Source organism: Alteromonas alvinellae (genome assembly GCF_902705805.1).
In genome coordinates, this window is sequence record NZ_CACSIH010000115.1 from 1 (window position 1) to 13,593 (window position 13,593).

The window sequence follows — 13,593 nt, forward strand, 5'->3', positions numbered from 1 at the left end:
GGATGAGGCGCAAGCCTCACCCTACTCGATATGTAGAACCACTATAGCTGCGCTAACACGCCGCGATTACGAACATTTTAAACCTAGCAGAGTAGGCAATGATCTATGCGGACTAAGATAAAGTGTGTCAATCACCAGTATTGTGTAGGGAGGTATACTTTATATTTTGGAAAGAAGTGTACTAACGGAAAATGAAAATACGGGAGCAAAGCTTGTTGGTTAGGCGCTCTGTACCAACACGTTACGTTACGATAACGTAATGCTTTTTTTGGGGGGGTAAAATTAGAGCACAACCAACCACACAGACGCTTTACTGCACCTATATTCTTTGAATGGCAAAAAAACCAAAAGCCTGACTCAGGGCCAGGCTTTATAAATTCTTTTCTTAACGCTCAGGTTCTTCTTTGAAGCCAATGTTCTCAGCATGCAGGCCCTTAGGGCCTTGCTGTACTTCGAACGTAACTTCTTGACCTGCTTTTAGCGAACGATAGCCTTCCATTTGAATCGTAGAGTAATGCGCGAAAATATCTTCACCACCGTCCTCAGGTACGATAAATCCAAAACCCTTTGCGTTGTTAAACCATTTAACTTTGCCAACCGCCATACTTCGACTTCCTCTTAATCCTTGAACTCACGAGTATATGCCCCCATTATAGATCCGGAGACACTGGGGAAAGAGTATTGACTACAGTTCCTTTAAAGTCCTGCTTTAAAGTGCTAAACGTGTAATACTCAAAACCACCATACAAAATGTAGATTTTTTAACCATATTATGTCAAGGGCAAATGTGAATAAATTTATACAAAAGTTTGTACACATATGCCGGTAAACCACTATTATTAAGTTATGAGTAAAGACAACGCTATTAGTATCGAAAAGGAAAAACAGAAAGACGCGCAGCGACAGAAGCCGCAGCCGCCTCCCATGTATAAAGTGTTGTTGAACAATGACGACTATACACCGATGGATTTTGTCATTGAGGTACTCATGCAGTTTTTCAATATGGACGCTGAGAAAGCCAACCAACTTATGCTGACCGTTCATTATCAGGGAAAAGCCGTGTGTGGCATTTTCACTGCTGAGATAGCAGAGACAAAAGTGATGCAGGTAAATCAGTACGCACGCAAACATCAGCATCCGTTGATGTGCACGATGGAGCAGGCATAAGGTTTTTTGTAGAGGGCGAGCAATATGTTAAATAAAGAATTAGAACAAACGTTGAATGATGCGTTTGTATTTGCCAGAGAGCACCGTCACGAGTTTATGACGGTTGAGCACTTGTTGTTGGCATTGCTTGATAACTCAGCTGCTCGTGATGCGCTTAAAGCGTGTGGTGCCGATATCGAGGCGATTAAGAGTGAACTGCTATCGTTCGTTAAAGATACGACGCCACTTATTCTGGATGACCAATTAAACGAACGGGAAACTCAGCCCACGCTCGGTTTTCAGCGCGTGCTTCAGCGGGCGGTTTTTCATGTGCAATCGTCGGGTAAAGACGAAGTTACGGGCGCCAATGTGCTCGTCGCTATCTTCAGTGAGCAAGAGTCGCAGGCGGTTTACATTCTTAAGAAAGCAGACGTAACGCGCTTAGACGTTGTGAACTTTATCAGTCATGGTGTTAGTAAAGCAGATGATGACGAGCCTGTTAACCCTGAAGCATCGGAAGAATCTGAAGCAGGTGAAGAGGGTGGTTCTGCGTTAAGTAAATACGCTACCGACCTTAACCGCCACGCAAAAGACGGCAAAATTGACCCGCTTATTGGGCGCGATTCTGAAGTAGAGCGTACGATCCAAATTTTATGTCGTCGTCGTAAAAATAACCCATTACTAGTGGGTGAAGCGGGCGTAGGTAAAACTGCTATAGCAGAGGGTTTAGCTTACCGAATAGTAAACGAAGACGTGCCTGATGTTATTGCTGAAAGCACAGTATATTCACTGGATTTAGGTGGCCTTCTTGCTGGTACTAAATATCGCGGTGACTTCGAGAAGCGTTTAAAAGCAATCTTGAAAGAGCTAGGCAAAGATAAAAACGCTATTTTGTTTATTGATGAAATCCATACCATTATAGGCGCGGGTGCTGCATCAGGCGGTGTGATGGATGCTTCCAACTTACTTAAGCCTAAGCTGTCAAGCGGTGAACTACGTTGCATTGGCTCAACTACATATCAAGAATACCAAGGTATTTTTGAGAAAGATCGCGCGCTGGCACGTCGTTTCCAAAAAGTTGACGTAACTGAACCTAGCGTGAGCGATACCACAAAGATATTGCTTGGCCTTAAGAGCCGCTACGAAGAGCACCATAACGTGCGCTTTACTCAAAAAGCGATTCAAGCTGCGGCAGAATTGTCAGCGAAATACATCAATGAACGTCACCTTCCAGATAAGGCCATTGATGTAATGGACGAGGCGGGAGCAAGTCAGCGTTTGTTGCCACCTTCCAAGCGTAAAAAGACTATTGGTGTGGGTGACATTGAGCAAATAATTGCGAAAATGGCGCGAATCCCAGAGAAGTCTGTCTCAGCCTCTGATAAAGAAGTACTTAAAAACCTTGGTCGCAACCTTAAGATGGTCGTATTTGGTCAGGATAAGGCTATAGAGACGCTTAATGACGCTATATTGCTGTCACGTTCTGGGCTTGGCAATGAAGCAAAACCAATTGGTAGTTTCTTATTCGCCGGTCCAACTGGTGTTGGTAAAACAGAAGTAACTCAACAGCTGGCTAAAATCATGGGTGTTGAGCTTGTACGTTTTGATATGTCTGAGTACATGGAACGTCATGCTGTGAGCCGACTTATTGGCGCGCCTCCTGGTTACGTTGGCTTCGACCAGGGTGGTCTGTTAACAGATGCGGTGATTAAAAATCCGTATTCGGTAGTCTTGTTAGATGAAATTGAGAAAGCGCATAGCGACATCTACAATATTCTTCTTCAAGTGATGGACCACGGTACGCTGACTGATAACAACGGCCGCAAAGTTGACTTCAGAAACGTGGTGTTGGTGATGACCACTAATGCTGGTGTTCAGGAAACAGTGCGCAAGTCCATTGGTTTTAAGCAACAAGATCACAGTCACGATGCGATGTCTGAAATCAATAAGGTGTTTACACCTGAATTCAGAAACCGCCTAGACGGTATAATTTGGTTCAATCACCTTGACCCTGAAATTATTCTACAAGTGGTCGATAAGTTCATCATTGAGCTTCAGGCACAGCTTGACGTGAAGGGTGTGTCGCTTGAGGTTACCAGTGCAGCTCGCGCTTATATGGCCGAGAAAGGCTATGACAAAGCAATGGGAGCACGTCCTATGGCACGCGTTATTAAAGATGATCTTAAGAAAGAGTTGGCGAACGAGTTATTGTTTGGCGAACTGTCTAAGGGCGGAAACGTTAAAGTGGATTGCGTCGACGACAAACTTACCTTTGAGTACTCAGGTGTAGGAGCGACGTCTGAAGAAGCAGAGCCAAGCTGATAAAGCAAAGCATTTAATACGAAAAAGCCCGATCTTAATCGGGCTTTTTTTATGCGTTACCGCTTAAATGGCTCATTATCTTGCGCGATAAACGATACGACCTTTGGTCAAATCGTAAGGAGTCATCTCAACGGTGACCTTATCGCCAGTAAGAATACGGATATAGTTCTTGCGCATTTTACCAGAGATGTGTGCAGTCACCACGTGACCGTTTTCTAGTTCAACGCGGAACATAGTGTTAGGTAGCGTGTCCAACACAGTACCTTCCATTTCAATACAATCTTCTTTTGCCATGTAAAGCAGTTACCTCAGTAATTCAAAATTTTTGCCGCGCAGACCTTACCCAATCTTGGGTTCAGTGTAAAGCAATTAAGTGGGTATTTTACTATTTTTGGTAAATAGATGCCATTCATTGTCACTAAACTGCTCAAATGGCAAAAATTTATGCTTGTAAGACATTTTTTGGCAGCCCTCTACGTAATAGCCTAAATATACGTATTGAAGCCCTAAATGCTTTGCTTGCTCAATTTGCATGAGTATCATCCAAGTACCTAGCGACACTGAACTATAGTCGGGGTCAAAAAATGTATACAGAGCAGAGAGTGCCCCCATATCCTCGTTGGCATCGACCACATCCGTTACGGCTACTGCGATCAACCTGTCACCGTCGTATGCCTCAAGGTAGTGGGTTGGCATCCAATCACATCGTACAAAGTTATCAAATTGTGTTTTTGATGGCGGGTACATACTGCCGTCAGCATGTCGTTCTGTGATGTAGCGCTCGTATAACGGGTAGTAGGAGTCTTTGGTTTTATCCACCAACTCAACGCGAAACCCATTATTTTTTTTAAGCAGCCTTTTTTGACTGCGAGAAGGCGTAAAAGCATCAACCGGGATCCGTACCGATTTACAAGCCTTACAATCTGAACAGTGTGGACGGTAAATTTGTTCACCGCTTCGTCGAAACCCCACTTGAATAAGTTGCGAGTATCGCCACGCCTGAAAATCATTATTTTCGGCGTATACTAATAATTGCTCTTGCTCATCGGGCAAATAGCTACATGAAAATGATTGGGTTATACCAAACTTCACGGAGTAATCACTCTTGGCTTCCAACGATTAAGGTAGTCTTCTGACAGCCTACCGTCTTCAGTTAAAGTGTGGTTGTTGTTTTCAAGTTTTTCAATAAAGTTTTCACGTGGTAACGTATTCGCACCAAGAGATGCCAAATGATCGGTAGGAAGCTGGCAATCAATAAAGGCCATATCGTGAGACTTCATGTGCTCAACCAAAGCCATCATAGCAAGTTTTGACGTATTACTTTCCCAGTGAAACATCGATTCACCGCAATATACCTTGCCAATTCCAACGCCATATAGTCCACCCACCAATGTTTCGCCGTCCCATACTTCCACTGAGTGCGCTAACCCCAAACCGTTAAGCTGCCGATAGGCTGCAATCATGTCATCAGTTATCCATGTTTCGCTGTTTAATTCCCCTGTATTGTGATTTTTGCGAGGGGTTGATGAACAAGCTTCAATGACACGGTCAAACGCATGATTTAACGTTACTGTGTACTTTCGTTTTCGAGCAAGCTTCTTAAGGCTTTTCGATGCGACAAAATTGTCGAGTTCAATAATGGCTCTGGGGTCGGGTGACCACCACAACAGCGGCTCGTCATCACTAAACCAAGGAAATATGCCCTGAGAGTAAGCTGAAAATAAACGGGCAGGGCTAAGGTCGCCGCCGAATGCTAATAGGCCGTTAGGATCGTCTAGGGCGGTGTCTACAGAAGGGAAGGGGGCGCCTTCTTCAATATAATGTAACGCTATCATAAATAGGCCGGAAAAAAGCCCTGCAAAGATGCAGGGCTTAGGAGGACAGTATTAGCCTTGTTCAGGCATAGTACCGTCTAAGTATTTTTCAGCGTCTAATGCAGCCATACAGCCTGTGCCTGCAGAAGTAATAGCTTGACGATAAATGTGATCGCTCACGTCACCGGCAGCAAATACACCTTCAACGCTAGTTTGCGTTGCGTTTCCGTTAGTGCCACTATTCACCACGATATAGCCGTCTTTCATTTCTAGCTGGCCATCAAAGATATCAGTGTTTGGCTTGTGACCGATAGCAACGAATAGACCCATAACATCAAGCTCTTCTGTCGCTTCGCTGTTCGTATCTTTAATACGGACTTTGGTTACACCCATTTCGTCACCGAGCACTTCATCTAGTGTACGGTTTAAGTGTAATACCACGTTACCGTTTTCTGCTTTATCACGAAGGCGTTGCTCAAGAATTTTTTCACTTCTAAAGCTATCTCTTCTGTGAATAACATGCACTTCTGAAGCGATGTTTGAAAGATAAAGCGCTTCTTCAACGGCTGTATTACCGCCGCCTATCACCGCTACTTTCTGGTTGCGGTAGAAGAAACCGTCACAGGTCGCACAGGCAGAAACACCTTTACCCATAAAGGCTTGCTCAGACTCAAGACCTAAGTATTTAGCAGACGCGCCTGTAGCAATGATTAGTGCGTCACACGTATAAGTGCCGCTGTCGCCATAAAGCGTGAAGGGACGCTTTGAAAAATCAGTTTTGTTGATATGGTCGAAAATGATTTCGGTATCGAACTTCTCTGCATGCTTTTGCATACGAACCATTAGATCTGGGCCAGTTAGGCCTTCAGGATCGCCCGGCCAGTTTTCTACTTCTGTTGTGGTAGTAAGCTGTCCGCCTTGTTGAATACCAGTTAACAGTACAGGTTTAAGGTTTGCACGTGCAGCGTAAACCGCTGCTGAATAACCTGCTGGGCCTGAACCCAAGATAAGTAGACGGACGTGTCTGCTTTCTGCCATTTTCCTCTCCAAATAATTCACCCGCCGTGGGTTACTTATAAAATTCTCTTAGAAGGCTAGGTAGGGGCGAAAATTCGTAAATCAAGCACAACACCTAGTTACTTTTATTATAGTTGTTTGCCAGTGCAGCATCTGAAGGTGTGTCATTAACTCGTTTAATTAAAATAACAACAAAGCCATTCTGCACATTGTTTGGGCTTAAGCGCTATATGATGCCTTTAAGAGAGAAAAATGTCACTTAAAGATAAGTTCAATTTATACCATTTAATTATTAAGCTCGTTTTAACTTTGTAGTACCTTTACGAGCAAGAATGAGTTAAGCAGTTTGTGCCCTAATAGCTGCATCGAAATGCAGAACAAAAATCTACAGATAATATTCGGCTTTTAATTAAAGCGCGCCAAGATTGCAATGAAACTTAATGATCCATTAAGCCCTCTTGTTTGATAAAATTAAGTGACAGTGGTTAGCGAGAATAGCACTGGCAATATGCGTGAAAAAAGCGCAATAAAATTGTAATGCCAAAAAAGCCGTTTACAATTTAGAAGTACGTACCTAAAAAAGAAGAGGTGAGCCATGTCTCAATCAGTAATGATAATGTTGAAAAACGGTCAGCAGTACATGAAGACATGGCCTGTCAGAAAAGAGCTCTACGCCTTTTTTCCAGAGTGCCGGGTTGTCGCTGCGACCAAATTTGCGATTAAAACAATGCCGCCTGTCGCGATGGTGTCGTGCGCACTTTTGTATCAAAACCTTGGCACAGATTATCTCCCTCAAACTATTACCATAGGCGCTTTTTTCTTAAGTCTGCCTATGCAGGGCTTGTTATGGCTAGGGCATCGCTCAGACCAATACCTTCCGCCACAACTTAAAAGCTGGTACCAAGAAATCCATTCAAAAATGCGTACGCAAGGCGTTAGTGTGAGTAAAGCAAAGTCTAAACCTAAGTACAAAGAACTCGCGCAGCTTCTTAAAACGGCGTTTAACGACTTAGACAATGCTTTTACCAAGCATTGGTTTAACTAACAAAAGGCCAAGTTTCACCAAGTCGAGCGTTAGACAGGGTAAATGAGGAGTTATTTGGTGAACTGCAAAGCGCTTACGATGCTTTAAGTAGGCTTTGACACTTCCTGCACCTGTATTGAGCTCCTTTTAAAATTTTATTGTGCCTTCGCGTGCTCAACGCATATGTATCGCAATTACATTCATATAGAAAGGTTTTGGCTACCTGCTTTACATCGAATTGATGCGTAGTTGAAGGCGAGCGCTTAAAAACACCCAGCATAATCGATCGCCATTCCTTTCCATGGGGTTGGACCCTACCAAACAAAGTCCATACCAGTAAATGACTGACCTCATGCGGGATCACGTCCTCAAGAAACGCATCGACATTATCTTTGAAAAGAAGAGGGTGAAAGTTAACGCGGTTTTGTTGCAAAAATGCAGTGCCTGCATTTTTACCTGAGCGTCTAAAAGTGATGGTTGGGCGGTCAAAACTACGTTTAAAATATTGCTCAGCCTGCTCATAGCAACAAAAAACAGCGTCGGATATAACGCGACGCTGTTCATTAGTTAGGTCATTTGAAGCGATCTTGCTGCCTCACTATACGTATGATTATGCTTTCTTGTTTTTAATGCATATTACTCAACATCACAAGGTAAACACAAAACATAAGTACCTTTAGGGTCGTTAAGCTTATTGATCAGACTAAACTCTTGGAGCACACGTTTGAATTCGTTAACTAATGCAGAGTCGGCGTTAGCAAACTGCCACTTTCCTACAAACGTCATAGCCTGGCCGAAAAACTCTTTCCAGAAAATTTCTTGTGCACTTAAGGTACGTTGAACATAGAAAGTGTCGTATTTTTCAAGCTCTGCAAATTCTGCCGCGGCAGTAACAGCGTCTTCGAGGGTGCCCAATTGATCAACAAGGCCCAATTCAATTGCGTCTTCACCTATCCAAACGCGACCTTGCGCAACGCTATCAACGTCTTCAACAGACATGTCACGTGCACTAGATACGAGCGACAAGAAATTGCCGTAAGTGTTTTCCACATTGCGCTGTAAAATTTGGCCAAATTCAGGTGCAAGAGGGCGAACAGCTGAGAACCCGGCAAGCTCTGTTGAACCCACCCCGTCGCTATGGATACCAAGGTAGTCGAGTGAGTTTTCGTATGTCATGAACATGCCGAACACGCCAATAGAACCTGTAATAGTGCTTGGGCTGGCAATAATTTTGTCGGTACTTGCTGCAATCCAGTAGCCACCAGACGCCGCGTAAGTACTCATAGAGGCAATAACCGGCTTGCCGGCTTGTTGGAGCTGCAATACTTCTTGACGAATCACTTCAGAAGCAAATGCACTGCCTCCCGGTGAATCAATTTGAAGAACAACAGCTTTTACGTTGTCATCTAAGCGTGCTTTTCTGAGTAAGCGTGCAGTGCTATCTCCACCAATGGTGCCCGCTTTTTGATTGCCATTTAAAATAGTCCCTTTTGCAACAACAATGGCTATCTTATCCATGTCTGATTCGATAACAGGCATGGGTGGGTTCACTACTTTGAGATAAGTGTTGAATGTAGTGAGGTTTACGCCGTGTTCGTTATCACCTTCACCCACTAATTCGGTTAATTCAACTCTCACTTCCTCGCGAGTTTTTAAAGCATCTACCCAGTTGTTTTCAAGGGCATACTGAGCAAAGTCACCACCAGCAGCTTCAAACTTAGCTAATAGACCTTCCAAGGTTTCATCGAAGTTAGACTCGTCAATACCGCGAGCTGACGCAACGTCAGACTTGTATTGCGCCCAGTAGCCGTCTAACCATTGCTTTTCCGCTTCTTTTGCTTCATCAGACATGTCGTTGCGCATGATAGGCTCAACGGCAGATTTATAAGTCCCTACGCGGAATATGTGCGTGGTAACTTTGAGTTTCTCAAGCATGTCTTTAAAGTACATGCCGTAACGTCCGTAACCTTCGAACATCAAGCCACCCATGGGATTTAGATAGATATTGTCAGCATGAGCGGCTAGATAATATTGATCTTGTGAGAAATAATCGCCAATTGCGTAAACGGGTTTTCCTGATTCTTTGAATGTGTCGATAGCGTTGGCCACATTACGCAATTTATCTAAACCGCCGCCTGTTAACCCGTGTAGATCCAGAACAAGGGCTTTTATACGTCGATCTTTTTTGGCATTCTCTAGCACTTTAACTACGTCGCGAACAAGCACTTCTGGGTTTTCGGGCTCGCTACCTAGTGATTCCTGCAAAAATTGCTCAAAAGGATCAATGCTTTCTTTTTCAATAACGAGTTTGCCGTTCAAAGTAAGGAAAAGCGCGCTGTCCTTATTGACCGTTAGCGGGTCGTCATCCTGACCAGCAATGGCGATAATCAATCCAACAAAAATAACAATGAATATCAAATTAAAGAAAAGTTTGCGGGTGAAGTTAAGCACCGTCCACAAGCCAATAAACAAGGATTTAGTCCAATTTCCTTTGGCTGCCATTTTAATCACTACCTTTTTTTGAATTAACTAACCAGAGCAAGATAGATCAGGCATACCTTACTCACGTACTGCATTCTATTATGTTACCTAAATCGAGTAAGATCGCGAACTTAATTGTAATTTTTTGTGAGTGTCTTTGTTTTCGACGACTTACCATGACTTTTATTCTGCGTTCTTTTTTTCGTCTTGTTCCAGCCACTTTTGAATGAGGGAGGCAATACGTTTGTGATTATCCTCGCTCATCGTCATAAGAAATTTTCCATTCTTTGCTTTATAGCCGGTTTTTCCATGACCCTTTTTCATTAGTCGTAAAAACGGTGAGGGCTTATTTTCGCGCGATGAAATTTTTTTCATAAAGTGCCGTTCTTATTTCTTAATCACACAAAGTAGGCAAAACAATGACACACATTTACCAACAAATCGTAGCCCGACTGCAAGTGGCAGATGGCATTCCTTTACTTTTATTGCGCGTGTATTTAGCACCAGTGATGATACAGGCTGGCTGGAATAAAGCATCCAGTTTCGACAGTATTGTAGATTGGTTTGGTAACGATGATTATGGGCTTGGTTTACCAATGCCTTTGGTAATGGCGTTCTTAGCTACAGCTGCAGAACTCGTGGGCGGTGTTCTATTGTTATTGGGTGCATTGACGCGCTTGGTGAGTATTCCGTTAATGGTAACCATGATAGTCGCCATGGTGAGTGTTCACGCTAAGAATGGGTGGCTTGCTATTGCTGATGCGTCTTCATGGCTAGCCGACGGTACAATCTTAACGAATGAAAACATAATGGCTGCGCCAGAAAAGCTGGCGGCGGCTAAATCATTGTTACAAGAGCATGGCCATTATGACTGGCTTACATCCAGCGGTAACTTTGTGGTACTTAACAACGGCATCGAATTCGCTGCTACCTATTTTATAATGCTTTTAGTTTTGTTTATCTATGGTGGTGGACGCTTCTTTAGTGTCGATTACTATGTGAATAAAGCCATGCGTTCTAAAAGTAATTAGGGGCGCTCTATTTGCTGTACAAAAGGCCGGAATTTTCTGGTCTTTTTCGTTTATGAACCGTAGGATCTAGCATTCAGGTTAGGTAAATCATTGTTGTTGGCACGCTTTTCTCGATTATGAAAATTGAAGCATGATAACAGCAACGCGAAAAAATAAAGTAGGGACGTAAATGGACGCATTAACATTGTTACTCAACAGAAGTTCTCAGCCTCGATTGGAAGCGCCAGCACCTAGTGGTGATGCCTTAGAAAATATTATGCAGGCTGCACTACGTGCCCCAGACCATGCTTGTCTTACTCCGTGGCGTTTTATTGTGTGCACAGGAAAAGGGCTGGATAAGCTAGGTGCACTCTATGAGCAATCCGCTATTGAAAATGAAAAGTCGCAGAAAGAAATTGAACGTGCCGTGCAGCTTCCTCACCGCGCACCTATGGTTATCGTAGCCATCGCAAAGCATGTGGAACATGAAAAGGTACCGCGTGTTGAGCAGATAGCGTCAGCAAGCTGTGGCGTAATGGCGATGCAAATGGCAGCAGTAGCACAAGGGTTTAACGGCATGTGGCGCACCGGTGGTTACGCACACTGTGAAACGGTAAGAAACGGATTAGGTTTAAGTGAAGAAGACGAGCTGGTAGGTTTCTTATATTTAGGAACACCAGCGTTTGAGCCTGCACCTAAACCGCAAAGAAATAGTAACGACTACTTTGAATTCTGGCAGTAGTTGATACGTATTCGAATAAACTGCCGCATTAGATAGCTAGCGGCGGGTAACAAGGGTCTTATTTTTATAAGTAAACTAAAATAGGACCCTAACATTTAACCTAGAAAGATAGGTCTACATTATAACCAGCGAACTTCCTGATATTAATAACGCGATCGCCATCTAGCATCCAGTATTGCCCTTTGATACCTTGCAATACACCAGTAAATGACGGTGTCTTATCTAAGTTTAAAGATTTTATCTTTACCGGATAATCTTCAACAGGGTAATGAATATCATGGATAGGCGTAGTCACTTCTGATACTGCTTGAAGCCCTTTTTCTTGCTTCAGCGCTTCTAACTCACTTTCAATTTTACCCATTAATTCGGTTTTGACCTGTTCTAAATCAACCTCGTCAGGTTTGCCCTTTAACATTGTTCGCCAATTGGTTTTATCTGCAATGTGATCCTTGCATAACGTTTCAACCAAACCACTGGTAAGCCTGTCAGGAACTCGCAGCATTACGGTAGCTTGCGTAGCCCCTTGATCCATCCATCGCGTAGACACGCCTTCAGTGACTTGACGAGTGATGCCCACTTTTACCGTACCTGTGTTAGCCAAATAAACAAAATGCTCGCTAAAACAATGTTCTTCGCCCCACTGAGGCTCTCTGCACGTCCCCTCGTGGTAATGGCACTTTTCTGGCTTAATGATGCAGCTATCGCATTGCGCCAGAGATATCAAACACGGGTAGCAGTATCCCTGGTTGAAGCTTTTTTTGGTTTTGCGGTTGCAGTGAACACAGTTGATTTCACCAGAATAGGTTACCGTTAGTTCCTTGCCGATAAGAGAATTGATATCTACCAACTCATCACCAATTGGAAGCGAGTAGTGCACGGTATTGTTTTCATCAGCGGTGGTACGCATTTTTTTTAGCATACCCGAATATGTTGTTGTCACTTGTTGAAACCTTTTTCTTAAATACTTTATTTGTAACGACTGTTAGTCGCTTAATTCGCCACGCAAGTTTTGCGTTAATAGATGGCTTATTTCCTCAAAAGGTAGCCCTTTACTTAATAAGTAGTGCAGTTTCGCGAGGGCAGCCTCGGGCGTCATATCGCTACCCGATAAAACTCCTACTTCTTGCAAACCATGGCCAGTGGCATATCCACCCATGTTTACGCGACCGCGCATACACTGGGTACAGTTCAAAACAGGAATTTCCCTGGCTTTTGCGTATTTTAACTGTGCAATAAGCTCAGGGTTCTGAGGTGCATTGCCCACACCATAGCTCAGTAAAATCAGTGCATTCACCGGCTGCTGTAGCGTGTTTTTAATGACCTCTGGCGCAATACCTGGATACAAACTAACCATGCCGATCGGTTGGGCTTTGACTTTCGATACCGTTAAGGTGTTATTTGGTCTCTTCGCTAATTCACCGGCCTTCAGACGAATGTTAATGCCAGCTTCTAACAGTGGAGGAAAGTTAGGGGAGTCAAAGGCACTGAACCCATCAGCATCTACTTTACGGCTGCGGTTGCCGCGAAGTAGTCTGTTATTGAAGAACAGTCCGACTTCGGCAATGGGGAAGTTCGCGGCAACGTATAACGCGTTTAGAAGGTTGACTTGACCATCTGAGCGAAGCTCTGCCAGTGGAATTTGAGAACCGGTAACAATGACAGGTTTTGACAAATCCTCAAGCATGAAACTCAACGCCGAGGCGGTGTATGCCATGGTGTCTGTACCGTGCAAAATAATGAAGCCATCATACTTGTCGTAGTTGTCGGCGATATCATCGGCAATACGCTGCCAGTCAGACGGATCCATGTCTGATGAATCGATAAGGTTATCGTATTCATGCAGTGTAAAAAGGGGCATTTCAGAACGATGAAACTCCGGCATCTTTTTCAGTGTGTCTGACAAGAAGCCTGCAGCGGGTACGTAGCCTTGCTTAGACGGCTTCATACCAATAGTTCCACCTGTATAGGCAATATATATATGTTTGCGCATGAAATGACCTTACCCTTAATTTGGGAATACTTTTCAAAAGGGAATAG

General features: G+C 43.7%; 15 protein-coding genes. 5 read left to right on the forward strand and 10 right to left on the reverse strand.

Features of this window, described 5'->3' with window-relative positions; translation table 11 throughout:
• Window positions 1–385 precede the first annotated feature (385 nt).
• On the reverse strand, window positions 386–604 hold the full coding sequence (gene cspD, locus ACX5KA_RS08400) for a cold shock domain-containing protein CspD (RefSeq protein WP_014949330.1): 219 nt from the start codon (window positions 602–604) through the stop codon (window positions 386–388).
• A gap of 242 nt (window positions 605–846) precedes the next feature.
• Here cspD and clpS point away from each other — a divergent pair, with 242 nt between their 5' ends.
• Both clpS and clpA read left to right on the forward strand, forming a co-directional pair.
• Complete coding sequence (clpS, locus tag ACX5KA_RS08405; RefSeq protein ID WP_014949331.1) at window positions 847–1,167, forward strand: ATP-dependent Clp protease adapter ClpS; 321 nt, start codon at window positions 847–849, stop codon at window positions 1,165–1,167.
• A 24-nt stretch (window positions 1,168–1,191) separates the two neighbouring features.
• The gene (clpA, locus tag ACX5KA_RS08410; protein ID WP_458730872.1) at window positions 1,192–3,468 is read left to right on the forward strand and encodes an ATP-dependent Clp protease ATP-binding subunit ClpA; all 2,277 of its coding nucleotides are present in this window, start codon (window positions 1,192–1,194) and stop codon (window positions 3,466–3,468) included.
• Window positions 3,469–3,543: 75 nt separating this feature from the next.
• On the opposite strand, the gene infA is transcribed toward clpA, so the two are convergent.
• From infA to trxB, 4 genes are all read right to left on the reverse strand, one after another.
• Window positions 3,544–3,762 carry a translation initiation factor IF-1 gene (infA, locus tag ACX5KA_RS08415; RefSeq protein WP_014949333.1) on the reverse strand — a complete coding sequence of 73 codons (219 nt, stop codon included), beginning with the start codon at window positions 3,760–3,762 and terminating at the stop codon, window positions 3,544–3,546.
• A 75-nt stretch (window positions 3,763–3,837) separates the two neighbouring features.
• Entirely contained in the window at window positions 3,838–4,560 is a 723-nt protein-coding gene (locus tag ACX5KA_RS08420) for an arginyltransferase (protein WP_458730873.1), read from the reverse strand.
• Window positions 4,557–5,303 (reverse strand): leucyl/phenylalanyl-tRNA--protein transferase, encoded by a 747-nt coding sequence (gene aat / locus ACX5KA_RS08425; RefSeq protein ID WP_039220638.1) that lies wholly within the window; start codon window positions 5,301–5,303, stop codon window positions 4,557–4,559. Before aat ends, ACX5KA_RS08420 begins: the two co-directional genes overlap by 4 nt.
• Before the next feature lie 51 nt (window positions 5,304–5,354).
• On the reverse strand, window positions 5,355–6,320 hold the full coding sequence (trxB, locus tag ACX5KA_RS08430) for a thioredoxin-disulfide reductase (protein ID WP_039220635.1): 966 nt from the start codon (window positions 6,318–6,320) through the stop codon (window positions 5,355–5,357).
• Window positions 6,321–6,894: 574 nt separating this feature from the next.
• On the opposite strand from trxB, the gene yfbV reads away from it, so the two are divergent.
• A complete protein-coding gene (yfbV, locus tag ACX5KA_RS08435; RefSeq protein ID WP_458730874.1) occupies window positions 6,895–7,344 on the forward strand; it encodes a terminus macrodomain insulation protein YfbV in 450 nt (149 codons plus the stop codon).
• A gap of 73 nt (window positions 7,345–7,417) precedes the next feature.
• On the opposite strand, the gene ACX5KA_RS08440 is transcribed toward yfbV, so the two are convergent.
• From ACX5KA_RS08440 to ACX5KA_RS08450, 3 genes are all read right to left on the reverse strand, one after another.
• Window positions 7,418–7,909 carry a SprT family zinc-dependent metalloprotease gene (locus tag ACX5KA_RS08440; protein WP_458730897.1) on the reverse strand — a complete coding sequence of 164 codons (492 nt, stop codon included), beginning with the start codon at window positions 7,907–7,909 and terminating at the stop codon, window positions 7,418–7,420.
• 50 nt (window positions 7,910–7,959) lie between these two features.
• Entirely contained in the window at window positions 7,960–9,825 is a 1,866-nt protein-coding gene (gene sppA, locus ACX5KA_RS08445) for a signal peptide peptidase SppA (RefSeq protein WP_039220628.1), read from the reverse strand.
• Window positions 9,826–9,987: 162 nt separating this feature from the next.
• Window positions 9,988–10,179, reverse strand: a complete 192-nt coding sequence (locus ACX5KA_RS08450; RefSeq protein WP_039220626.1) for a hypothetical protein — start codon at window positions 10,177–10,179, stop codon at window positions 9,988–9,990.
• Between the two features lie 44 nt (window positions 10,180–10,223).
• On the opposite strand from ACX5KA_RS08450, the gene ACX5KA_RS08455 reads away from it, so the two are divergent.
• Window positions 10,224–10,835, forward strand: a complete 612-nt coding sequence (locus ACX5KA_RS08455) for an HvfX family Cu-binding RiPP maturation protein (RefSeq protein ID WP_458730875.1) — start codon at window positions 10,224–10,226, stop codon at window positions 10,833–10,835.
• Window positions 10,836–11,004: 169 nt separating this feature from the next.
• Window positions 11,005–11,556 carry an NAD(P)H nitroreductase gene (locus ACX5KA_RS08460; RefSeq protein ID WP_014949342.1) on the forward strand — a complete coding sequence of 184 codons (552 nt, stop codon included), beginning with the start codon at window positions 11,005–11,007 and terminating at the stop codon, window positions 11,554–11,556.
• A 100-nt stretch (window positions 11,557–11,656) separates the two neighbouring features.
• Here ACX5KA_RS08460 and ACX5KA_RS08465 read toward each other — a convergent pair whose 3' ends face one another.
• Both ACX5KA_RS08465 and ansA read right to left on the reverse strand, forming a co-directional pair.
• Complete coding sequence (locus ACX5KA_RS08465; RefSeq protein ID WP_084081848.1) at window positions 11,657–12,496, reverse strand: DUF2797 domain-containing protein; 840 nt, start codon at window positions 12,494–12,496, stop codon at window positions 11,657–11,659.
• Between the two features lie 42 nt (window positions 12,497–12,538).
• Window positions 12,539–13,546, reverse strand: a complete 1,008-nt coding sequence (gene ansA / locus ACX5KA_RS08470) for an asparaginase (RefSeq protein WP_039220616.1) — start codon at window positions 13,544–13,546, stop codon at window positions 12,539–12,541.
• Between the last annotated feature and the right edge of the window lie 47 nt (window positions 13,547–13,593).

Excerpts from the sequence above, each read along its gene's own strand:
- cspD (WP_014949330.1), bottom strand. The coding sequence starts at position 604 with ATGGCGGTTGGCAAAGTTAAATGGTTTAACAACGCAAAGGGTTTTGGA.
- clpS (WP_014949331.1), top strand. The coding sequence starts at position 847 with ATGAGTAAAGACAACGCTATTAGTATCGAAAAGGAAAAACAGAAAGAC.
- clpA (WP_458730872.1), top strand. The coding sequence starts at position 1,192 with ATGTTAAATAAAGAATTAGAACAAACGTTGAATGATGCGTTTGTATTT.
- infA (WP_014949333.1), bottom strand. The coding sequence starts at position 3,762 with ATGGCAAAAGAAGATTGTATTGAAATGGAAGGTACTGTGTTGGACACG.
- aat (WP_039220638.1), bottom strand. The coding sequence starts at position 5,303 with ATGATAGCGTTACATTATATTGAAGAAGGCGCCCCCTTCCCTTCTGTA.
- trxB (WP_039220635.1), bottom strand. The coding sequence starts at position 6,320 with ATGGCAGAAAGCAGACACGTCCGTCTACTTATCTTGGGTTCAGGCCCA.
- yfbV (WP_458730874.1), top strand. The coding sequence starts at position 6,895 with ATGTCTCAATCAGTAATGATAATGTTGAAAAACGGTCAGCAGTACATG.
- sppA (WP_039220628.1), bottom strand. The coding sequence starts at position 9,825 with ATGGCAGCCAAAGGAAATTGGACTAAATCCTTGTTTATTGGCTTGTGG.
- ACX5KA_RS08450 (WP_039220626.1), bottom strand. The coding sequence starts at position 10,179 with ATGAAAAAAATTTCATCGCGCGAAAATAAGCCCTCACCGTTTTTACGA.
- ACX5KA_RS08455 (WP_458730875.1), top strand. The coding sequence starts at position 10,224 with ATGACACACATTTACCAACAAATCGTAGCCCGACTGCAAGTGGCAGAT.
- ACX5KA_RS08460 (WP_014949342.1), top strand. The coding sequence starts at position 11,005 with ATGGACGCATTAACATTGTTACTCAACAGAAGTTCTCAGCCTCGATTG.
- ansA (WP_039220616.1), bottom strand. The coding sequence starts at position 13,546 with ATGCGCAAACATATATATATTGCCTATACAGGTGGAACTATTGGTATG.